We start from the raw sequence: 20,836 nt of genomic DNA on the forward strand, positions 1-20,836 counted from the left end.
CCTGAAGAACGACAACATCGTCTACATCGGCGACCTGATCCAGAAGACCGAGGGCGAAATGCTTCGCACCCCGAACTTCGGCCGCAAGTCGCTGAACGAGATCAAGGAAGTTCTCGCGACGATGGGCCTGAGCCTCGGCATGGACGTGCCGAACTGGCCGCCCGAAAACATCGAAGACCTGGCCAAGAAGTTCGACGACCAGATCTAAGTTCAACCCTCCGCCCGTCTCCTTTCGGGGAGAATGCCGGGGCGGTTAGAAGATTACGGGTCTAGGTCTCCGATCAGGAGATACCGGGCCCGGAGTAGGAGAGACCCAGATGCGCCACGGCGCCGCCCATCGTAAACTCGGTCGCACGACCAGCCACCGCACCGCCATGTTCGCCAACATGGCCGCCTCGCTGATCAAGCACGAGCAAATCACCACGACCCTGCCCAAGGCCAAGGAACTGCGTCCCTTCGTCGAGAAGCTGGTCACTCTGGCCAAGAAGGGCGATCTGCACGCGCGTCGTCAGGCCATCAGCCAGGTCCGCGACGTGCCGCAAGTCGGCAAGCTGTTCGAAACGCTGGGCCCGCGCTACAGCGAGCGCAACGGCGGCTATATTCGCATCATGAAGGCCGGCTTCCGCCACGGCGACAACGCCCCGATGGCCGTGATCGAGTTCGTCGATCGCGACGTCGAAGCCAAGGGCAAGGACTCCGGCTCGGTCCTGGCCTACGAAGGCGACGAAGACTAAGACCTGGTCGAAAGACCAGACGCCGAAAGGGCGGTCGGAGCGATCCGGCCGCCCTTTTGCTTTGCGGGCGGATGGGGCATGTGCCGGTCATGAGCGCCGTCATCGTCGATTATCGCCCCGAACACGCCGCCGCCTGGGCGCGGCTGAACGCCGCCTGGCTGGCCGAGGGCGGCTTCGAGATCGAGGCCAAGGATCGGTCGGCCATCGACGATCCCCAGGGCAGCTTTCTGGACAGGGGCGGGCGCATCTTCATCGTCGAGCAGAACGGCGAAGCCGTCGGCTGCTGCGCCCTGGTTCCCATCGCGGACGGGGCCGAGGTGTGCAAGATGACGGTGACGCCGGCGGCGCGCGGTCAGGGACTGGCGCGGCGCCTGCTGGAGGCCTGCGAGGCGGCGGCGCGGGAAGCGGGCGTCCAGCGCCTCTATCTGGAGACCAACAGCGGATTGAGGACCGCCATCGGTCTGTACGAACGGTTCGGCTTCGTCCATCTGCCTGCGCGGCCGACGCCCTATGCGCGCGCCGACGTCTTCATGGAAAAGCGGCTCTAGCTAGCCGTCCAGCACGGCCGCCAGGGCCATGAGCCAGATGAGCAGAATGCACAGGCCATAGGCGATCTGATCCTGGCGAGAAAGGCGGGGCGGTCGGGGCGGCGGGTTCGGGTGCGGCATCGCCAAGGTTCAAGCCGATAGGCGCCGGCTGCGAAATCGATTAAGCGGTGATGGCTATGTGAGGGAAGGTCACATGACGGGCCGTGCGCCGCCGCCTTTGAACGCCTTGAGAACCTTCGAGGCGTTCGCGCGCCACGCCAGCATGACGCGCGCGGCGGCCGAATTGTGCGTGACGCACGGGGCCGTCAGCCGCCAGATCGCGGCGCTTCAGGAAACATTGGGCGTGCGGCTGGTCAGCGGACCGCGTCACGCCCTGACCTTGACCGAGGCCGGTCGGCGGCTGGTGGACGGCCTGACGCCCGCGTTCGGCGCCATCGCCGATTCGGTGGCCCAGGCGCGGGGGGAGACGGTGCGCGAGATCGAAATCTCCTGCCTGGGAACCTTCGCCCTGAAATGGCTGATTCCGCGCCTGCCGGCGTTCTCGCAGGTCCATCCCGAAATCCGGGTGCGGCTGTCGGAATCCTATCTGCCGGTCGATTTTCGCCGGGATCGGTTCGACGGCGCCATCCGCATCGTGGAGCCGGACCAACGTCACCCCCGCACCGAAAGCACGCGCTTCCTGGGTCAGCACCAAGGGCCGGTGGGCGCGCCGGACCTGATGGCGGCGCTGCCGACCTTGCAGGCGGTCGCCGCTGCGCCGCGCCTGCGCTCGGCCACCTTTCGCCAGGCCTGGACGGTGTGGGCCGACCTGGCGGGGGTGACGCTGGACGAGGACGCGCCCGAGCGGGAGTTCGCCCATAATCATTCGCTGGTCGAGGCGGCCGCTTCCGGCCTGGGCGTGGCCATCGCGCCTTGGGCCTTCGTCGCGCCGGACATCCTGGGAGGACGTCTGGCGGCGCCGTTCGGCTTTGTGAAGCGAGCATCCTGGTTCGCCTTCCTGCGGCCGGAGGGGCGACGGGATGCGGCCGTGGACGCCTTTCGCGACTGGCTGGCGCGCGAGGGCGAACGCAGCCCGCCGCCGCCTATTCCTTCGACAAATCCTGCCGGTTGAACCAGGCTGCAGCGGCCGCGAAGGGCAGTCCGATCCATAGGCCGAGGCCAAGCAGTCCCTTCGCCGCCGCATGGTCGGGCAGGTCGGCCGCCGTTCCGCCTTCGATGACCGCCTTCAGCAGGTCGGTCGCCAAGCCGGGCGACAGCAGGGGCAGCAGCCAGCCGTCCGGCGTCACGCCCATGGGAAGCAGGATGTTCGGCAGGAAAAATTGGCCGATCCCGATCACCAGGGGGGCGAACAGGGCCGCCAACAGGGACCGCGTCATGACCGCCGCCAGCAGGCCCAGCATGGTGAACTGCAGGATGCGCGCCCAGCCGGTCAGGGCCAGAAGACCGAAATCGGCGGCGGCCCCGCCGGTCATGGAGAAGGCGAGCGGGCGGCCGAACACCGCCGCCTGGATCAGGCCGGCGATCACATCGGACGCCAGGGCGGCCAAGGTCGCCAGCACGATCACCAGGACGGCCACCACGACCTTGCCGGCGATCAGGTTGGATCGGGTGTTGCGCGCGCTGATCAGCCGCCAGGTCTCCCAGCGATAGTCGCCGGCGTAGAGGGTGGCCGCCCCGATCAGCACGAACATCAGGATGGCGGGATTGGCGAAGTCGCCGGCGCTCTTGACCAGGGCCAGGCCCAGGTCGAGCGGGCCGCCCTTCATCAGTTCGGGCGGCAGCTTGCCGACCAGCTTGGCCTCGTTGGCCTTGGCGACGACGAAGCCGACGGTGGCCAGCAGGACGCCCATGATCGGCACGAACAGTACGCTCCAGAACAGGGCGGTGCGGTTGCGCGACAGTCGATAGGTTTCGGAACGGATCGCGTCAGCCAGCACGGTTCTGCTCCTGCACGCCGGTCCAGCCGGTTTCGCTCATGAAGACGTCTTCCAGGTCGGCGCCGATCCAGCGGGCCTCTTCGATATCGACGCCCGCCTCGACCAAGGCCTTGATCAGGGCGGGGGCATCGGCGCGCGGCGTCGCGGCCAGGAGGGCGTCGCCGTCCAGCGTGGCGCGTTCGCCCAGCACGGCCATGGCCCTGGCCAAGGGGGTGACGGCTAGGCGAAGGCGCTGGCCCGAGGCGGTCAGGTCTGAAACGCGCCCCTCGGTGATGACCTTGCCCTTGTTGAAGATGGCCACGCGGTCGCAGACGCGCTGGACCTCCTGAAGCTGGTGGCTGGCCAGGATCACGGTCACGCCGTCGTTGTCGGCCAGGCTGCGGATCAGGGCGCGCATCTCCTGGATGCCGGGCGGGTCCATGCCGCTGGTGGGTTCGTCCAGGATGACCAGGTCGGGCTTGGTCATCAGGGCGGCGGCGACGCCCAGCCGTTGCAGCATGCCGACCGAGAAACCGCGCACGCGGCGGTTCGCCGCCTCGGTCAGGCCGACGCGCTGGAGCCAGTTGTCGATCTCGGCCCGGCTGACGCCGCCGTGGGCCTGGGCCAGCCAGACCAGCACCTGGCGCGCCGTCATGAAGGGGGGAAAGCGCGGCGTCTCGATCATCGACCCCATGCGGCGCATCGATGTCGGATCGCCGACCCGGCCGCCCATGACCGTGGCGTCGCCTTCGGTCGGGCGAATCAGGCCCAGCAGGGTGCGGAACAGGGTCGACTTGCCCGCCCCATTCGGGCCCAGCACGCCATAGACCCCGCCGCGCGGGATCGACAGGGTCAGGCCGTCGAGGGCCTTCACCGCCCCATAGGTCTTGGTGAGGCCGCAGATTTCGATGACGGTGTCCATGCCGCAAGCTTGGCGCGAGAACGCCGTTCCGACAAGCCGTCGTGCGACTGTCGCGCATTAAGTTTAGGCAAGGTTTTCGTGTCGTTTCGGAGTTCGCCCATGTCCCGTTTCCCGCTCGCCGGCCTGGTCGCCAGCCTGCTCGTCGCCGGGGCGATGGCCCTGTCGTCCTGTGCGGGCGCGCCACCCGCCCAGACGCCGCCGATCGCGGCGGCGACGACGGTCCAGGCCGGGGCGCCGGACCGGGTGATCCTGATCTCCATCGACGGTTTCCGGCCCGGCTACCTGGGCCAAGGCCAGACGCCGGTGCTGGACGGCCTGGTCGCCGGGGGCGCGTTCGGGCCGATGCGGCCGTCGTTTCCCAGCGTGACCTTCCCCAACCATTATACGCTGGTGACGGGGCTGCATCCCGACCATCACGGCGTGGTCGGCAACCGCTTCACCGACGCGCAGCTGGGCGTCTTCACCATGGCCAGCAAGGAGACGGGCTTCTGGGACCAGGGCGAGCCGATCTGGGTCAGCGCCGAAAAGGCCGGGGTGCGGACCGCCACCATGTTCTGGCCGGGCTCCGAGGTCGAAATCCATGGCGTGCGTCCCAGCCAATGGGCCCCGTTCGACCAGGGGATGCCTGGCGATTCGCGCGTGGACCGGGTGCTGTCCTGGCTGGACTTGCCGGCGGACAAGAGGCCCAGGCTGGGGACGCTGTATTTCGACATCGTGGACACCGCCGGCCACCGGCATGGCCCGGATTCGCCGGAAACGCGCGCGGCCGTCGCCTCCGTCGACGCCTCGATCGGGCGCCTGGTCGAGGGACTGAAGTCGAGGGGGCTTTACGAGCGGACGCTGCTGGTCGTGGTGTCGGATCACGGCATGGCGGCGACCTCGCCCGACCGGGTGATCTGGATCGACGACATCATCGACCCGTCGGCGCTGAGGATCGGCTATGGCGGCGCGGTTCTGACCGCCGATCCGGCGCCGGGACGCGAGGCCGAGGTGCAGCGGAAGCTGGTCGGCCGCCATCCGCACATGGACTGCTGGAACAAGGCCGATTTGCCGGCCCGGCTGGTCTATGGTTCGAATCCGCGCGTGGCCCAGATCGTCTGCCTGGTCCAGACCGGGTGGCTGACCGCCACGCGCGACCGACCCGTCACCCGTCCGGGCGGGGCCCACGGCTATGACAATCAGGCGCCGGAGATGGCGGCGGTGTTCATCGCGCACGGGCCGGGCGTGATCGCCGGGCGTCGATTGACCGATCTGGACAGCGTGGACGTGCAGCCGTTCCTGGCGCGAATGCTGGGCGTCGCGGCGCCCGCCGGCGACGGTCGGCCACAGGATACGCTTCCCATAACGACCCCCTGATTGGCGGACGCGCGATTTCGGCGCACAATGGCGGCCGCAGGGGCAGGGAGGCGGCGATGCGCAAGGGGCTTTGGGTCGCGACCCTTTCGGCGGCCTGTCTGATGGCGCCGGTCGCCGTCGCCGACGCCACCGCGACGGCGGCGACCCTGGCCCTGATCGCCAATCCGCAAATCTGCGGTCGCGTCGGGGCCGTGGGCGAGGTTCGACCCACGGCGGACATGGTCATGGCTCCCGGTTTCGGCAGCGACGGCTTTCCGGTCGACGCCAAGACGCCGGAGGCCCAGGCCTGGTTCGACTATGGCGTTCGACTGCGCTGGGCGTTCGAACATTCGGAATCGGTGCGGGCCTTCCGGAAGGCGCGGCTGTTGGACCCGTCGTGCGGCATGTGCGCCTGGGGCGAGGCCTGGGCCATAGGGCCGAATCTGAACGGCGGCGGATACGACCCCGGCTCCATCGCCACGGGCCTTCGCGTCGCGCGCGAGGCGCGTCGGCTGGCCCGCGATGCGACACCCGTGCAGCGCCAGATGATCGACGCCCTGATCCAGCGCTATTCCGGCGAGGAGACGACCCGCGCCCTGCGTTTCGCCCGCGCCATGGATCGGATCGCCAAGCGCAATCCTGACAAGGTCTCCATCGCCAGCATCGCCGCCGACGCCTGGATGCTTGAGCCCGAGGGCGAGTGGTGGGACAAGGACGGCAAGGCGGCCGACCCCGCCGTGACGCGCGCCATGATGATCCTGGAGCACGCCCTGACGATCAAGCCGGACGATCCCGGCGCCATCCACCTGTATATCCATCTGACCGAATGGTCGGACGACCCGCATCGCGCCCTGGCCTATGGCGAGCGGCTGGCCCGGCTGGCGCCGGGCGCCAGCCACCTGGTGCACATGCCGTCGCACACCTTCTATCGCGTCGGGCGCTACAAGGACGCGATGATGTCCAACGTCGACGCCGTGGCGCTGGACAAGAACTACGACCGACTGGTCGGCCCGCCCGGCGGCATTCGCGGCATGAGACTGCACGCCCACAACATCCATTTCGGCATGGGCGGCGCCCTGATGGCGGGCGGGGCCGAGCGGGGTTTGGAACTGGCCGACTGGTATATGGCGACCTATCCGCAGCTGCTGGCGCCGCCCGAGGCTGGCGAGGACGACTATTGGATCTATCGCCAGATCATGGCGGCGGACGCCTATGCGCTATACGGCCGGTTCGGCACGGCGGATCAGGTCGCGGCCCTGGCTGAACCGGACGCCGGGCGGCCGCTGATGCGGGTGGGCTGGCGCTATGCGCGGGGCGAGGCGGCGGCGCGTCGCGGCGATGCGCCCGCGGTGCGGGCCGAGGCGGCGGGCATTGCGGCGCTGCTGGCCGACAAGGCGTTCAAGGGGCCGATGGCGGATCGCCAGGCCGGCTTCGCCGAACTGTTTCAAAAGGTGCTGGAGGGCCGGGCGGCCATGATCCAAGCCGACTATCCCGCCGCCATCGCCGCCTATGGCCGAGCCGCCGAAATCCAGGCCATGAACCCAGAAGGCGGCGATCCGCCGTTGATCTGGTATCCGACGCGCCGCAGTTTGGCGGCGGCCCTCCTGGCGAATGGCGACCCGGCCGGAGCCAGGGCCAAGATCGACGAACTGCTGAAGGACTGGCCCGCCGATCCGTACAGCTACTACGTCCTTTACCGCGCCGAACAGGCGATGGGCGACGAAGCCGCCGCGAATGAGGCCCTGCGCCATGCGGGGGTCGAATGGATCGGCGGTCGGATGACCCTGGCGGAGGCTTAGGGCGCGGCCTTACTTCTTGGCCGCCTCGATCATCTTGCCGATCTCGGCCGGATCGATGCTGGCGGCGGCCTTGCCGTTGACGAAGAAGGTGGGCGTGCCCTGAAGGCGCAGGGCGGCGGCCGTGGTGTGGATGTCGGCGATGTGGCGGGTGGTCTCGGGCGAGGCCAGGGCCGCCTTGGCGCGGGTCATGTCCACGCCGTTCGCGGCCAGGATGGCGTCGATTGAGGCCGGGGTCAGCGCGCGCTCGTTCATCAGGGCGTCGTAGACGTCCAGATATTTGCCTTGCTGGTGCGCGGCCAGGGCGGCGCGGGCGGCGTATTGCGAGGTGACGTCGTCGCCCCGGTCCAGGATGGGCCAGTCCTTGAAGACGAAGCGGACCTCCGGGTGGGCGGCCATCAGGGCGCGATAGTCGTGGGCCACGGCCTTGCAGCCGGGGCAGCGGAAGTCGAAGAATTCGATCACCGTCACCTTGGCGTCGGCCGGTCCGAAGGCGGGGTCGCGGCTGTCGGGCGCCAGCAGGCCCGCATTGGCGGCGGCGGCGGCGTTGGTTTCGTCCACGCGCGCCTGGCCCTCCTTGGCCTGCAGCGCCAGGCTGGCCTCCTGAAGCACCTCGGGGTGCTCCAGCAGATAGGCGCGGACGTTCGCGCCGCCGTTGAAATAGGGCGCGGCGGCCAGGCCCAGGGCGACGACCGAAAGCCCCAGGGCGACATAGCCGGCGCGGCCGCCGCTCAGCAGGCCGGTCCTGGGCTGGTGCGCGGCCGGGGCTTCGGGCGCAGGCGCGGGGGCGTCGTCGGTCATGGATGCTCGCAGTCTAACAAGGATCAGTTCAGGGTCGTGGGCCGGCGGGCGGCGTCGCGCCGGTCAAGGTCGCGCAGGTCGTCGGGCGTGGCGCCCGAGGCCAGGACGATATCGACCGCCCGGCGCCATTCGATGGAGCCGGGGTCCAGCATGGAGCGGGCGCGCAGGGCGAACTGCGTCGCCTGCTTCTCGTCGCCGCCGGCGAAATAGTATTCGGCCGAGGCCAGACGCGCCTCGCCCTCCTTGCCCTGGGAGGCATAGGCCTGGGCCAGCAGACGCCAGGCCATGGTGTTGTCCTTTTCGGCGACGACGGCGCGCCGCAACTGGTCGATGGCCTCGTCCAGATTGGACTTGTCGTTGGTTTCGATCAGCGCGTGGGCCAGGTTGATGCGCAGAAGGGGGGCGTCGGGCTTCAGCCGCACGGCTTCGCGGTGAGAGGCGACCGCCTCGGCCGGACGACCCTCCTCGAACAGGATCTGGCCTTTCAACTCCTGAAAATAGGGGTTGGCGACGTCGCCGGCGATCAGGGCGTCGACCGCCGCCAGGGCCTTGTCGGTCTGGCCGTCGCGATACCAGGCGATGGCGCGCGCGTAGCGGCCGGGCAGGGAGTCGTCGGTGGACGGATAGTCCCGCAGCGTCGCGTTCGGCGAATCCATGAAGGCGTGGATCTTGGCCAGGATCAGGGCGTGCTGGGCCATCCGTTCGGGACTGTCGCGATGATCGTAGTGCGGCTGTTCCTGCACATAGCGGCGCAGGGTCTCGATACGCTGGGACGACAGGGGGTGGCTGCGGAAATAGGGATAGCGCCGGGCGTCGGAAAACACCTCCTGCGAGCGGAAATTGTCGAAGAACGACACCAGGCCCGCCCCGGATTCGCCGGCCGCCTCCAGTCCGCGGACGCCGGTCAGATCGGCCTCGCCCTCCTGGCCCTGCATATACCGCAGCGCGCCCAGCGCACCGAAATACTGGCTGGAGCCCAACAGGGCCACGCCTGCGTCGGGGGCGCCCGCCGCGATGGCCAGGGCGCCCAGGGCCATGGTCATGAACATCGGTTGTTTGCCGGCGTTCTGGGCGCCGTCGCGCAAGGTGTGGCGGTTCTTGATGTGGCCCGCCTCGTGCGCCATCACCCCCAGCAGTTCGTTGGGCGTCTTGGTGCGCAGGATCAGGCCGGTGTTGACGCCCATGATCCGCCCGCGCGTGGCGAAGGCGTTCAGTTCGTCGTCGTTGACCAGCAGAACCTGGATGTCCGACGGGTTCAGCCCCATGGCCGCAAAGACCGGGTCGGCCCATTCCCGCACGATGCCCTCGACCTCGGTGTCGCGGATCAGGCTCTGGGCGGAGGCCTGGCCGGCGACGCAAAGGGCCGTAAGGGCCGTGGCCGCCGCCGCCAGAAGGCGGGATGCAGATCGGGGAAGCCACCTCATGGCTGAACTCCAATAGCGACCGACCCCCGCCTGCATCCTGACAATCTAATCGTGACCGATCAGCGGCGCCACCACCCGCGCTTGGGCTTTTCGGGCGGAGCGACGATCTGGTTCGGATCCTCCGCGATGATGGCCTCCACGTCGATCTCCGGCCTGGGCGCGACGAAGGGCTCGGCCAGGACGGCGGGCTGGGGCGCCGCCTTCGCCTCGGCGATGGCGCGTTCGATAGCCAGCCCCGCCTGAGGCGTGACGTCCAGCTGCGCCGGGGCGCCTTCGAGCGTCGCCTCGTTCGGCTCGATGGCCGTGTCGGGGTGAGGTTCGAAATGGGCCTCGGCGGACGGCGTCTCGGCGGCCGGCGTCTGGGCGGTCTCGACCGGAGCCGTTTCCATCTTGGCGGCCGTCTTGCGGCGCACCCGACGACGCTGAGGCTCGGGCGCCAGTTCGGGGGCGGTTTCCGTAACGGCCTCCGCGGCCGGTTCGGCGGCCTCGACCATCACGGCCATCGGCGTCTCGGGCGAGCCGTCGGGCGGCATGCCTTCGTTGGTGGCGCGGTTCTCGACCTTGATCTCGTGCGCCGCGCCGGCTTCGACGCCGCGACCCCGGCCGCGACGACGACGGCGGCGCGAACGTCCGCCTTCCTCGTTGGCGCCGTCGCCATTGACGTCTTCGATCGCGACCTCCAGGCGTTGGCCGTCCGCTTCGGCCGCCGGACGCTCGGCGCGCTCGGGACGTTCGCCCGGGCCTTCGCTCCGGCCAGGATTCAGCGGATCGAACCAGACGTAGGGATCGTCCAGAGACGGCGTGCGGCCGCGCACCCAGGCGTAGACGTCGCGCTCTCCATCCTCGCGCATCCGTCGACCGCCGCGACGGCCCCGGCGCCGGCGGCGGCCGTTCTCGTCTTCCTCGTCGTCCGAGGCGTCGTCCAGGCTGACGGCGTCGACGGCCTCTTCGTCGCGACGTCCGCCGCGACGACGGCGACGGTTGCGGCCGCGGCCGTTCCCGTCGTGACGCTCGGACCGTTCGCGCGGTTCGTCGTCGTCGGTGTCCTCGCGTTCCAGCGAATCCTCGTCCTCGTCCTCGTCGTCGGCGACGATCTCCTCGTCTTCGTCGTCCTCTTCGTCCTCGTAGAAGGAGGGGTCGAAGTCGTCGTCCAGGTCGGGCAGTTCGACCTCGGGCGCGACGAAGTCCTCGTTGGTCTCGGTGCGCTCGATATTGTGTTCGCCCTGGCCCAAGCTGTCGTCGATCTGGACGATGACGTTCAGGCCGCGGCGCTCCAGAAGCGACTGCAGATAGGCGCGCTTGTGGTTCAGGATGTACAGTCCGACGGCGGTGCAGACCTTCAGCACCACCACGCCCGCGCCGTTCTTGCCGGCCTCGATGTCGACCGCGCGCAGGGTCATCAGGGCGGCGGACTCGGCCGAGCGGATGCGGCCGGTGCCCTGGCAATGCGGGCAGGCCTCGGTGGCGCCCTCGATCACGCCCAGGCGGCGACGCTGGCGGCTGATCTCCATCAGGCCGAAGGGCGAGATGCGGCCCATCTGGATGCGGGCGCGGTCGCTGGACAGGGCGTCCTTCAGCACCTTCTCGACGGCGCGGTTGTTCTTGCCCTCGTCCATGTCGATGAAGTCGATCACGACCAGGCCGGCCAGGTCGCGCAGGCGCAGCTGGCGAGCGGCCTCGACGGCCGCTTCCATATTGGTCTTGAACGCCGTCTGCTCGACGTTGCGTTCCTTGGTGGCGCGGCCCGAGTTGACGTCGATGGCCACCAGGGCCTCGGTCTGGTTGATCACCAGATAGCCGCCCGACTTCAGCGGCACGACCGGCTGGTGGATCTGAGTCAGCAGTTCCTCGATGCCGTTGGCGGCGAACAGGGGACGCGAGCCGCGATACAGGTGAACCTTCTTGGCCTGGGCCGGCATCAGCACGCGCATGAAGTCGCGCGCCTCCTTGAAGCCCTCGACGCCTTCGACCTGGATGCCGTCGAAGTCCTTGTCGAACATGTCGCGCACGGCGCGGCGGACCAGGTTCTCTTCCTCGTAGATGACCGAGGGGGCGTGAGAGGCCAGGGTGGTCTCGCGGATCGTCTCCCACAGGCGCAGCAGATATTGATAGTCGCGCTTGATCTCGGCCTTGGTGCGCTTGGCGCCGGCGGTGCGGATGATCAGCCCCATGCCTTTCGGCACGTCTAGGGCCGCGACGGCGCTCTTCAGGCGGCGACGGTCCGAGGTGTTGGTGATCTTGCGCGAAATGCCGCCGCCCTTGCCCGTGTTGGGCATCAGCACGCAGTAGCGGCCGGCCAGCGACAGCCATGTGGTCAGGGCCGCGCCCTTGGCGCCGCGCTCGTCCTTGACGACCTGCACCAGCAGAATTTGGCGGCGCTTGATCACGTCCTGGATCTTGTAGCGGCGCATCAGCCGGCGCTTCAGACGCTCCTCGTCGGCCAGCGCGGCGTCGGGATCGACGTCGTCGCTGACGGATTCGCGGTCCAGATCGTCCTCGTCGTCATCGTCCTGCGGCTCGGCCATGATGGCTTCGCGGTCGGCGACGGGGATCTGGTAATAGTCGGGATGGATTTCGTTGAAGGCCAGGAAGCCGTGGCGATTGCCGCCGTATTCGACGAAGGCGGCCTGGAGGCTGGGCTCTACGCGGGTGACTTTGGCCAGGTAGATGTTGCCGCGAAGCTGGCGCTTCGCTCGGGATTCGAAATCGAACTCCTCAATCTGGCGTCCGTCCACGATGGCGACCCGGGTTTCTTCCGGGTGGGCCGCGTCGATCAGCATCGTCTTTGACATTGAAGGTCTCTCTCTGGCGCGCGCTGGCCGGCCGGCCCGGAACACCGGGTCGGATCGTGGCGGCTCGCCGAATGAAGCTAGGGGCCGGCGCGCGCGACATCCCCTCGCCGAGAACGGCGAAGCGGGCTTGATCAAGCCGTTGGGGTGCGCAGGCGTTAAGGCCCATGGAAGTCGTCGGTCCTGAACCGGGCGCGCCAATCCCTTGGGAAGGCCGCGTCCCTGGTCCGCTCTTCGAATCCTCGGCGATGCCGGGAGATTCTAGGATTGGTGAAAGTCAGCGCCGCGAGGAGGGCGCGCCAGGCTTCGCACGGGCGAAATCGGCGCGATCGGTTCGCGAGCGGTCACAGCATAGTCACGCAACTCGCGAATTAAAAGGCGTTCGCCTTAACCCCCTGAATACGAGCCTCTGGCATCCTGGCGGTCGAGTAGGCTTTCAGTAGGTTCGCCAGCGCAATGAGCGGTCGCGTTTTGACAGGTCTGATGCGCTGGGGCGCGAAGGAATGGGCGATGACCGCCCTGGCCTTCGCGGTCATCTGCGCCGTCGGCCTGTTCGGCACGCGCGGTCTGGCCTGGGGCGCCCAGGGCGATGTGATCAGCGTGCGCTTCGGCGCCGACGGCGATCGGACCCGCGTGGTCATCGATCTGGAAAAGGCCGCGCAGGGCCGCGTCGTCGACACGGGCAGAGGGGGACGAATCACTCTGGCCCTGAACGGCGTGGCGCCGGGACGGGGGCTGAACGGGGACGGATCGGGACTGGTCCGGTCCTACGCCGTCTCGTCCTCGGGCGGATCGTCGCGCATCCAGCTGGAGCTGGCGCGCGGCAGCGAGATCGAACGACGTTTCCTGCTGCCGCCCGGCGACGGAGTCGGCCACTATCGCTACGTCATCGACCTGAAGGCGGTGGGCGGGGCCGTCGCCGCCGCCCGCGCGCCTTCGCCCGCGCCGCCGACGCCGCGCCGCGCCGAAAAGCCCCTGATCGTCATCGACGCCGGCCATGGCGGCGCCGACCCCGGCGCCAGCGGGGCCAGCGCGCGCGAAAAGACCGTCACCCTGGCCGCCGCCTTGGCCCTGAAGAACGAGTTGGAGCGCACCGGCCGCTATCGCGTGCGCCTGACCCGCGACGACGACCGGTATGTCGATCTGTATCGCCGCGTGGCCATTGCGCGCCAGGCGGATGCGGACCTGTTCATCTCGCTGCACGCCGACGCCGGCGCCGATCCGGCCCTACGCGGGGCCAGCGTCTATACCCTGTCCGAACAGGGCGCCGGCCGGGCGGTGCGCGAGTTCACGCGCGGCGACAACTGGCACCGCGAACTGCATCTGCCGGGGCGCGATCCGTCGGTGGACCGCATCCTGCTGGACATGACCCAGCGCGCGACCCAGAACCGTTCGGCCCAGTTCGCCCGGGTGCTGCTGACTCATCTGGAAGGCTCGGAAACGCCGCTCCTGCGCCGCAGCCACCGCGACGCCGGTCTGGCCGTGCTGCTGGCGCCCGACGTGCCGGCGGTGCTGCTGGAGATGGGCTTCATCACCAATCCCGAGGACGAGCGGATGCTGACCGACGAACGCGCGCGCCGCCGCCTGATGAAGACGGTCGCGGACGGGATCGACCGCTATTTCCGCGAGCCGGCCGTCCCCCTGATGACCGCATCGAACGACGTGGCCGCCGACCAGTCCTAAGCCTTAGGCCAGGCCGGCCTTCTTCAGCGTCTTCCAGGCCTTGATGACGCGCTGAAGCTTGGCCTCGGCGCCGCGGTCGCCGCCGTTGGTGTCGGGGTGGAAGCGTTTCAGCATCTCGCGATAGCTGGCCTTTATCCTGATCTTGTCGGCGCCGGGGTCCAAGCCCAGGTCGGCCAGGGCCGCACGTTCCAGCTTGCCGACGCGCCGGTCCTCGGTCGGGGACTGGGGCGTCTGGTCCCCGCGACGGCCGAACAGGCCGAAGCTGTCGCGCCACGAGCCGGCGCCCGTCGTGTTGGCCGTACCCATCTTGGCGGCGAAGGCGGCGGCCTCGCGCGAAAACTTGCCGGCCTTCATCTCCCAGGTCGGACGGCCGCCGGTCATGGCCTCGTTCTCCTGGGCGGCGCGGACCTCGCCCTCGCTCATGCCGGCGTAGAAATTCCAGCCCTTGTTGTATTCGCCGGCGTGGGCCTGGCAGAAATCGTAGAAGTCGTTCAGCCGGTCGCGCGACTTGGGCGCCTTGGCGGTCGCGGCCTTCCGGCAGTCGGGCCACTGGCACGGCTTCTCGCCGGGCTTGAGGTGCAGGACGTCGGCCTGGGCCGCCTCCTCCTCGGGCTTGGGCGGCTTCACGCGGATGTCGGTGAAGCGCGGCTTGTATTGAAAGGAGGCGGACATCAGCCGAAGTGTAGGGCCGAATTGGACGGCATCAAGGAATCGATCATGTCGGAAGGCCCGGTCGCGGCGATTATTCGTGAAAAACTGACGGAAGGCCTGGCCCCCCGGCGGTTGGAGATCGAGGATGACAGCTGGCGTCACGCCGGCCACCACCACGACGGCGGAATGGACGCCACGCCCGGCGGCGAAAGCCACTTCAATCTGGTGATCGTGTCCGACGCTTTCCAGGGGCTGTCGCGACTGGCGCGCCAGCGGGCGGTCAACGCGCTGTTGAAAGCGGAACTGGCCGGGCCGATCCACGCCCTGTCGATCAAGGCCCTGACCCCTCAGGAGGCCGGGTAAGGAAAACAGCGTTCACATCGTCTTAGAAACTTCGTCCTAGCGTCACGCGACCAAATGGAAGGCGGGGACTCTGGCCATGGTGGAATCGGACGGCGTAGCCAAGGCGCTGCCAGTCGATCAGCGCGCCGGGGATGCGTCCCAGGCCCTGACCGCGATCCTGCAGACGCAATACCTGCGCTATATGATCATCGCCTCCTGGGCGCTGGGCCTGTTGGGCACCATCGGCTGGCTGAAGGCCGCGCTGTGGTTCGTCCTGACGCTGGCCGCCGGTTCGATCCGCGGGGTGGTCGAGCATCGGCTGAGCCACCGAGTCGACGCCGGCTGGGGCATGCTGTTCCCCGTCGTCGCCACCGTGACGACCGGCGCCTGGGCGGCGGCGCCGCTGCTGGCCTGGTTTTCGGGCACCAGCTTCGGCCAGCCCCTGGCGCTGGCCCTGATCATATCCGGCTATGTGCTGGTGTTCGCCCAGCTGCGCAGTTCGCCGCGCCAGGCCTTGATCATCTCCTCGCCCTATGGAGCGGCGGCGGTCGTCATCCTGATGAGCCTGTGGGGCACGGACGAGTTCTGGTCCATGCTGATGGTGGTGCCGTTCACGGCGGCGGGCCTGTTTGTTCTGGTCACGATGACCCTGTTGCGCGAGAACCGCATCCGCGCCTTCCAGCAGCACCAGGCGCACCTGATCGAGGAGCTGGAAGCGGCCCGCGACAAGGCCAACGCCGCCAACGAAGCCAAGTCCAATTTTCTGGGCGTGATCTCGCACGAGCTGCGCACGCCGATGAACGGGGTGCTCGGCGCCGCTCAACTGCTGAGCGCCACGCGGCTGGAGACGACCCAGCGTGAATATCTGTCGATCATCCGCAACTCGGGCGACAATCTGCTGTCGCTGCTGAACGACATCCTCGACATGACCAAGATCGAGGCGGGCAAGATGAATTTCGAGGCCGTCGACATCGCCGTCGACAGCCTGCACAAGCGCATCACCGGCCCGTTCGAGGCCCAGGCCGAGGCCAAGGGGCTGGAGTTCGTCACCACCTTCGAAGGCGAGATGCCGACGGTCGTGCGCGGCGATCCGTTGCGGGTCTGCCAGGTGGTCCAGAACCTCCTGTCCAATGCGGTCAAGTTCACCGAGGCGGGGCGCATCCACTACATCGTGCGGGCGCACCGGATATCGGACCAGCGCGTGCGGTTCGAATTCGCAGTGTGCGACAGCGGCGCGGGGATCGCGGCGGCGGATCTGGAGCGGCTGTTCATGCCCTTCACCCAGGTCGACAGTTCTTCCACGCGCCGGTTCGGCGGGACGGGGCTGGGCCTGACCATCGCGCGGCGCATGGCCAACATCATGGGCGGCGACATCACCGTGACCTCCAAACTGGGCGAAGGCTCCTGCTTCACCCTGGATCTCGAGGCCGAGGTGGTGGAATGGGCCAAGCCGGTCGTGGCCGAAGAGGTCCATGCCGAGATCGTGGGCGGCGAATCGCTGCGGGTGCTGGTGGTCGAGGACCATCCGGTCAACCGCATGATCCTGGAGGCCTGGATGAATTCCGCCAGCCATGTCGCCACCGCGGCGGAAGACGGCCGGGCCGCAGTGGACATCGCCGCCGACCAGCCGTTCGACCTCATCATCATGGACGTGAACATGCCGGTGATGGACGGGCTGAGCGCGACGCGCCTGATCCGCGACGGCGGGGGGCTGAACGCCGACACGCCGATCGTGGTGCTGTCGGCCTCGGCGCGGTCGGAAGATCACGAGGCGGGGCTGAACGCCGGGGCCGACGCCTATTTGAACAAGCCCATCGACTTCGCCGCCCTGGCCGCCCTGATGGGACGGGCGAGCGGCGGACGCGAGGCGGTGGCCCAGACGGCCGCCCCGGCCGAGACCTCGGTCGCCGCCTGACGCCAGGCTCGACGATCCGCGGCGCCTGTCGAAGGGAAACCTCCAGGGCCTTCTTCGTTGTGGAGGGAGGCGGCGCCCGGCGCGCCGTGACAGCGAAAGCCTGTTCGCGCTTTCGGAGGAGCCGCGTCGCGGTTTCGGCTGAAACGACCAGGCTTCAAGGATGGAAATGCACGCCTTCGCCGAGCTTCTGGACCGCCTGTCCCTGACCGCGTCGCGCAACGCCAAACTGGTCCTGGTGCGCGACTATCTGCGGGCGACGCCGGACCCTGACCGGGGATGGGCCCTGGCGGCCCTGACCGGCGACCTGACGTTCGACGCCGCAAAGCCGGCCATGATCCGAAAGGCGGTGGAGGGGCGGGTGGACAGCGTGTTGTTCGGCTGGTCCTACGACTATGTCGGCGACCTGGCCGAGACGGTCGCCCTGATCTGGCCGGCCGCACCCGACCGGCGCCCCAACCGCGAGCCGGAACTGAGCGAGGTGGTCGAGGCGCTGAGGACCGCCAGCCGGGCCGAGGTGCGGGGCCTGCTTGAGACTTGGCTGGACGCGCTGGAGCCGAAGGGGCGGTGGGCGCTGCTGAAACTGATGACCGGGGCGCTGCGCGTCGGCCTGTCGGCGCGGCTGGCCAAGACGGCGGCGGCGATGATGCGCCCCGACGCCGCGCCCGCCCCCCCGTCGCCGGACGGCCATGAGGGGGAGACGGCGCTGGAAGCGCTGGACGCCTCGGCCATCGAGGAGGTCTGGCATGCGGTGGAGCCCCCCTACGCCGATCTGTTCGCCTGGCTGGAGGGACGGGCGGATCGCCCCAGCCCGGACGCGCCCGGTCGGTTCCGCCCCGTCATGCTGGCGGTCGCGGTCGACGAGGCGGTCGATCTGCCGAAACTGTCGCCGGCCGACTACGCCGCCGAATGGAAGTGGGACGGCATACGCGTCCAGGCCGTGCTGGAGGGCGAGGCGCGCAAGCTGTACTCGCGGACCGGCGACGAGATTTCGGCCGCCTTTCCCGACGTGATGGACGCCCTGGCCTTCGAGGGGGCCGTCGACGGCGAACTGATTGTCTGGCGCGACGGGGCGGCGGCGCCGTTCGGCGATCTGCAACAGCGGCTGAACCGCAAGACCGTGGACGCCAAGGCCATGCAGGCCTTTCCGGCGGCGGTGGTGGCCTATGACCTGCTGGCCCAGGATGGCGAGGACCTCAGGGGCCTGCCGCTGCGTGAGCGCCGCGCGCGGCTGGAGGCTCTGGTGGCCGGCCATGCGGGCCGACGGCTGCACCTGTCGCCCCTGGTCGAATACGGCGGCTGGGATCGGTTGGCCCAGCTTCGGGCCGATCCGCCGGTGGGGGCGGCCGCCGAGGGGCTGATGCTGAAACGCTGGGACAGCGCCTATCTGGCGGGGCGGCCCAAAGGGCCGTGGTTCAAGTGGAAACGCGATCCGCATGTGATCGACGCCGTCCTGATGTACGCCCAGCGCGGGCACGGCAAACGCTCCAGCTTCTATTCCGACTACACCTTCGGCGTCTGGACCGAGGAGGGGACGCTGACGCCGGTCGGCAAGGCCTATTTCGGTTTTACCGACGAGGAGTTGAAACAGTTGGACAAGTTCGTGCGCGACCACACGGTGGACCGTTTCGGGCCGGTCCGTTCGGTGCGGGCCGAGCGCGACTTCGGTCTGGTGCTGGAGATCGCCTTCGAGGGGCTGAACCGATCGACGCGGCACAAGTCGGGGGTGGCGATGCGCTTTCCCCGCGTCAGTCGCATCCGCTGGGACAAGCCGGCGCGAGAGGCCGACACCCTGGACGCTGTGATGGACCTGCTGGACGCCATCGAAAGCGGCGGCGGCCGGATCGCCAAGGCCTGAAAACAGGCCCCGAAAATCGGGCCCCGGGGGTTCCAATCGGCGCGCCAGGCGTTAGACCCGGCCCATGTCCAATACCGCAGCCCCCATCGCCGAAGCCGTCGCCGCAGGACGCCAGGCCATCGCCGTGGACGCCGCCATGATCGCCAAGCTGACCGACATGGCCGGCGACTTCGCGATCAATTTCAGCATCGCCGCCCTGATCTTCGTCGCGACCCTGTTCGCGGCGAAATGGGCGTCCGGGGCCGCGCGCAGAACCCTGTCCCGCGTGCGCGGATTCCGCCACGACCCGACGGTGCTCAGCTTCGCCGTTCAGGTGGTGCGGATCGTCGTCATCATCATCGGCATGATCGCGGTGCTGCAGCGGCTGGGGGTGCAGACGACCTCGATCATCGCGGTTCTGGGCGCGGCGTCGCTGGCGGTCGGCCTGGCCTTGCAGGGCACGCTGACGAACGTGGCGTCCGGGATCATGCTTCTGATCCTGCGACCCTACAAGGTCGGCGACGTGGTGGACGTGGGCGGCATGTCGGGCACGGTCCAGCGTCTGGACCTGTTCACCACCCAACTGTCGAACGCCAACAACCACAAGATCGTCATTCCGAACTCCAAGGTCCTGGGCGATTCCCTGACCAATCTGACCGGCCAGAAGACGCGCCGGATCGAGATCAACTTCACCGTCGGCTATGGCGACGACCTGAACCAGGCGCGCAGGGTTCTGACCGACGTGGCGGGCGCCCACGACAAGGTGCTGCACGATCCGCAACCCTGGTCCGGCGTGACGGGCCTGTTGGACAGCGCGGTGCAGGTCACGCTCCACGCCTGGGTCGAGGTCGGCGACTGGTGGCAGACTCAGGCCGACCTGATGCAGGGCGGCAAGGAGGCGCTGGACGCCGCCGGGATCGAGATTCCCTTCCCGCACCAGGTCGCCGTGCCCTATGGCGACGAGGACGTCATGCCGGTGGTGCGGGTCAAGACCGCCGACGACGACCACGCGGACCGGAAGGCCACGACCCGCTGATGCGTTACGATTTCGGCTCCGACAACACCGCCGGCATGGCGCTCAGCGCCATCGAGGGGCTTGTGCGCGCCAACAAGGGGTTCGCCCGGGCCTACGGCGCCGACGACGTCACCGCGCGGGCCGCGGACCAGATCCGCCAGCGGCTGGACGCCGACGCGGAGGTGCGGTTCGTCTTCAGCGGCACGGCGGCCAACGCCATCGCCCTGTCGATGCTGGCCCAGCCCTTTGAGGCGGTGCTGGCCCACCATTCGGCCCACATCTGCACCGACGAGACCGGGGCGCCGGGCTTTTTCGGCCACGGCGTCGGCCTGATCGGGCTGCCGGGCTTCTCGGGCAAGATCGACACCCTGGCCCTCGAGGCGCAACTAGGCGAGGCCGAGGTCGGCCATCGCCAGCCGCCTGCCGCCCTGTCCCTGACCCAGGCGACGGAATACGGCGCGGTCTATACCGAGGAGGAGTTGCGCCACCTGATCGAGCCGGTGAAGGCGCTGGGCTATGGCGTGCACATGGACGGCGCGCGGCTGGCCAATGCGGCGGCGGCGGGCTTCGACCTGAAGGATATTCCGCGCCTTGGCGTGGACGTGCTGGTGTTCGGCGGCGCCAAGGCCGGCGCCAACTGCGCCGAGGCCATCGTCCTGTTCGACAAGACCCTGGCGCGGCGGCTGGACAATCGGCTGAAACAGGCCGGCCAGACGGCGTCCAAGGCGCGGCTGCTGTCCGGGCCGATGCTGGGCCTGCTGGAAAGCGGCGACTGGGAGGCGGGCGCCGCCCACGCCAATCTGATGGCGCAGCGGCTGGCGGCCGGCATCGCTACGCGCGCGTCATTCGTCCTGGCCCACCCGGTCGAGGCCAACGCCGTCTTCGTGCGGATGTCGCCCGAGGCGCACGCCCGCCTGAACGCGGCGGGCTGGGCCTGCTATGCGTTCGACGACGGATCGGTGCGGTTCGTCTGCTCGTGGGCGACACAGAGCGCGGCGGTGGACGAGCTGATCGAGGCGATCGTCGCCCTGGATTGAGCCCGAATCCGCGCCGGGAGCGCGGCGCGGCCTTTCGCCCGTCGCAAAGGTCTTGCATATGCGGGGAATGGCGATGCTCGGCGAGCGCTCCGGC

18 protein-coding genes are annotated in these 20,836 nt (G+C 68.9%); 12 read left to right on the plus strand and 6 right to left on the minus strand.

The annotated features are described in order from the left end of the window. The 4 genes from DI624_RS11455 to DI624_RS11470 all read left to right on the plus strand — a co-directional run. Positions 1–208: DNA-directed RNA polymerase subunit alpha C-terminal domain-containing protein (locus DI624_RS11455; RefSeq protein WP_291538554.1), on the plus strand; the 208-nt coding region annotated here is incomplete at its 5' end. A gap of 109 nt (positions 209–317) precedes the next feature. Continuing rightward, on the plus strand, positions 318–734 hold the full coding sequence (gene rplQ / locus DI624_RS11460) for a 50S ribosomal protein L17 (RefSeq protein WP_291538556.1): 417 nt from the start codon (positions 318–320) through the stop codon (positions 732–734). Between the two features lie 89 nt (positions 735–823). After that, a complete protein-coding gene (locus tag DI624_RS11465) occupies positions 824–1,282 on the plus strand; it encodes a GNAT family N-acetyltransferase (protein ID WP_291538558.1) in 459 nt (152 codons plus the stop codon). A gap of 193 nt (positions 1,283–1,475) precedes the next feature. Further along, positions 1,476–2,393 carry a LysR substrate-binding domain-containing protein gene (locus DI624_RS11470; protein WP_291538560.1) on the plus strand — a complete coding sequence of 306 codons (918 nt, stop codon included), beginning with the start codon at positions 1,476–1,478 and terminating at the stop codon, positions 2,391–2,393. On the opposite strand, the gene DI624_RS11475 is transcribed toward DI624_RS11470, so the two are convergent. Both DI624_RS11475 and DI624_RS11480 read right to left on the minus strand, forming a co-directional pair. Beyond that, positions 2,365–3,219, minus strand: a complete 855-nt coding sequence (locus DI624_RS11475) for an ABC transporter permease subunit (RefSeq protein ID WP_291538563.1) — start codon at positions 3,217–3,219, stop codon at positions 2,365–2,367. The two genes, DI624_RS11470 and DI624_RS11475, sit on opposite strands and share 29 nt — an antisense overlap. Next, entirely contained in the window at positions 3,209–4,120 is a 912-nt protein-coding gene (locus DI624_RS11480) for an ABC transporter ATP-binding protein (protein WP_291538566.1), read from the minus strand. The genes DI624_RS11475 and DI624_RS11480 overlap by 11 nt, the downstream gene beginning before the upstream one ends. Positions 4,121–4,219: 99 nt before the next feature. Here DI624_RS11480 and DI624_RS11485 point away from each other — a divergent pair, with 99 nt between their 5' ends. Next, positions 4,220–5,476 carry an ectonucleotide pyrophosphatase/phosphodiesterase gene (locus tag DI624_RS11485; protein ID WP_291538567.1) on the plus strand — a complete coding sequence of 419 codons (1,257 nt, stop codon included), beginning with the start codon at positions 4,220–4,222 and terminating at the stop codon, positions 5,474–5,476. 56 nt (positions 5,477–5,532) lie between these two features. Next, entirely contained in the window at positions 5,533–7,254 is a 1,722-nt protein-coding gene (locus DI624_RS11490; protein ID WP_291538569.1) for a hypothetical protein, read from the plus strand. A 9-nt stretch (positions 7,255–7,263) separates the two neighbouring features. On the opposite strand, the gene DI624_RS11495 is transcribed toward DI624_RS11490, so the two are convergent. The 3 genes from DI624_RS11495 to DI624_RS11505 are packed head-to-tail and all read right to left on the minus strand — an operon-like array spanning position 7,264 to position 12,268. Beyond that, complete coding sequence (locus DI624_RS11495) at positions 7,264–8,052, minus strand: thioredoxin domain-containing protein (RefSeq protein WP_291538571.1); 789 nt, start codon at positions 8,050–8,052, stop codon at positions 7,264–7,266. 23 nt (positions 8,053–8,075) lie between these two features. Then, positions 8,076–9,476: a M48 family metalloprotease gene (locus DI624_RS11500; RefSeq protein ID WP_291538573.1), complete on the minus strand. Its 1,401-nt coding sequence runs from the start codon at positions 9,474–9,476 to the stop codon at positions 8,076–8,078. A 59-nt stretch (positions 9,477–9,535) separates the two neighbouring features. Next, positions 9,536–12,268, minus strand: a complete 2,733-nt coding sequence (locus DI624_RS11505) for an Rne/Rng family ribonuclease (protein ID WP_291538575.1) — start codon at positions 12,266–12,268, stop codon at positions 9,536–9,538. A 507-nt stretch (positions 12,269–12,775) separates the two neighbouring features. Here DI624_RS11505 and DI624_RS11510 point away from each other — a divergent pair. Then, positions 12,776–13,948, plus strand: a complete 1,173-nt coding sequence (locus DI624_RS11510) for an N-acetylmuramoyl-L-alanine amidase (protein WP_291538577.1) — start codon at positions 12,776–12,778, stop codon at positions 13,946–13,948. Between the two features lie 3 nt (positions 13,949–13,951). Here DI624_RS11510 and DI624_RS11515 read toward each other — a convergent pair whose 3' ends face one another. Continuing rightward, the gene (locus DI624_RS11515) at positions 13,952–14,620 is read right to left on the minus strand and encodes a J domain-containing protein (protein ID WP_291538579.1); all 669 of its coding nucleotides are present in this window, start codon (positions 14,618–14,620) and stop codon (positions 13,952–13,954) included. A 45-nt stretch (positions 14,621–14,665) separates the two neighbouring features. Here DI624_RS11515 and DI624_RS11520 point away from each other — a divergent pair, with 45 nt between their 5' ends. From DI624_RS11520 to DI624_RS11540, 5 genes are all read left to right on the plus strand, one after another. Next, positions 14,666–14,962 carry a BolA family transcriptional regulator gene (locus tag DI624_RS11520; protein ID WP_291538581.1) on the plus strand — a complete coding sequence of 99 codons (297 nt, stop codon included), beginning with the start codon at positions 14,666–14,668 and terminating at the stop codon, positions 14,960–14,962. Positions 14,963–15,038: 76 nt separating this feature from the next. After that, positions 15,039–16,856, plus strand: coding sequence for an ATP-binding protein (locus DI624_RS11525; protein WP_291538583.1), 1,818 nt, complete (start codon positions 15,039–15,041; stop codon positions 16,854–16,856). A gap of 166 nt (positions 16,857–17,022) precedes the next feature. Beyond that, positions 17,023–18,711 carry a cisplatin damage response ATP-dependent DNA ligase gene (locus DI624_RS11530; RefSeq protein WP_291538585.1) on the plus strand — a complete coding sequence of 563 codons (1,689 nt, stop codon included), beginning with the start codon at positions 17,023–17,025 and terminating at the stop codon, positions 18,709–18,711. A gap of 64 nt (positions 18,712–18,775) precedes the next feature. Beyond that, entirely contained in the window at positions 18,776–19,726 is a 951-nt protein-coding gene (locus tag DI624_RS11535; RefSeq protein ID WP_291538587.1) for a mechanosensitive ion channel family protein, read from the plus strand. Continuing rightward, on the plus strand, positions 19,726–20,742 hold the full coding sequence (locus tag DI624_RS11540) for a low specificity L-threonine aldolase (protein WP_291538589.1): 1,017 nt from the start codon (positions 19,726–19,728) through the stop codon (positions 20,740–20,742). The genes DI624_RS11535 and DI624_RS11540 overlap by 1 nt, the downstream gene beginning before the upstream one ends. Positions 20,743–20,836 lie beyond the last annotated feature (94 nt).

Source organism: Brevundimonas sp. (genome assembly GCF_003248455.1).
Classification (GTDB): domain Bacteria; phylum Pseudomonadota; class Alphaproteobacteria; order Caulobacterales; family Caulobacteraceae; genus Brevundimonas.

Excerpts from the sequence above, each read along its gene's own strand:
- rplQ (WP_291538556.1), top strand. The coding sequence starts at position 318 with ATGCGCCACGGCGCCGCCCATCGTAAACTCGGTCGCACGACCAGCCAC.
- DI624_RS11465 (WP_291538558.1), top strand. The coding sequence starts at position 824 with ATGAGCGCCGTCATCGTCGATTATCGCCCCGAACACGCCGCCGCCTGG.
- DI624_RS11470 (WP_291538560.1), top strand. The coding sequence starts at position 1,476 with ATGACGGGCCGTGCGCCGCCGCCTTTGAACGCCTTGAGAACCTTCGAG.
- DI624_RS11480 (WP_291538566.1), bottom strand. The coding sequence starts at position 4,120 with ATGGACACCGTCATCGAAATCTGCGGCCTCACCAAGACCTATGGGGCG.
- DI624_RS11485 (WP_291538567.1), top strand. The coding sequence starts at position 4,220 with ATGTCCCGTTTCCCGCTCGCCGGCCTGGTCGCCAGCCTGCTCGTCGCC.
- DI624_RS11490 (WP_291538569.1), top strand. The coding sequence starts at position 5,533 with ATGCGCAAGGGGCTTTGGGTCGCGACCCTTTCGGCGGCCTGTCTGATG.
- DI624_RS11495 (WP_291538571.1), bottom strand. The coding sequence starts at position 8,052 with ATGACCGACGACGCCCCCGCGCCTGCGCCCGAAGCCCCGGCCGCGCAC.
- DI624_RS11500 (WP_291538573.1), bottom strand. The coding sequence starts at position 9,476 with ATGAGGTGGCTTCCCCGATCTGCATCCCGCCTTCTGGCGGCGGCGGCC.
- DI624_RS11505 (WP_291538575.1), bottom strand. The coding sequence starts at position 12,268 with ATGTCAAAGACGATGCTGATCGACGCGGCCCACCCGGAAGAAACCCGG.
- DI624_RS11510 (WP_291538577.1), top strand. The coding sequence starts at position 12,776 with ATGACCGCCCTGGCCTTCGCGGTCATCTGCGCCGTCGGCCTGTTCGGC.
- DI624_RS11515 (WP_291538579.1), bottom strand. The coding sequence starts at position 14,620 with ATGTCCGCCTCCTTTCAATACAAGCCGCGCTTCACCGACATCCGCGTG.
- DI624_RS11520 (WP_291538581.1), top strand. The coding sequence starts at position 14,666 with ATGTCGGAAGGCCCGGTCGCGGCGATTATTCGTGAAAAACTGACGGAA.
- DI624_RS11525 (WP_291538583.1), top strand. The coding sequence starts at position 15,039 with ATGGTGGAATCGGACGGCGTAGCCAAGGCGCTGCCAGTCGATCAGCGC.
- DI624_RS11530 (WP_291538585.1), top strand. The coding sequence starts at position 17,023 with ATGCACGCCTTCGCCGAGCTTCTGGACCGCCTGTCCCTGACCGCGTCG.
- DI624_RS11535 (WP_291538587.1), top strand. The coding sequence starts at position 18,776 with ATGTCCAATACCGCAGCCCCCATCGCCGAAGCCGTCGCCGCAGGACGC.
- DI624_RS11540 (WP_291538589.1), top strand. The coding sequence starts at position 19,726 with ATGCGTTACGATTTCGGCTCCGACAACACCGCCGGCATGGCGCTCAGC.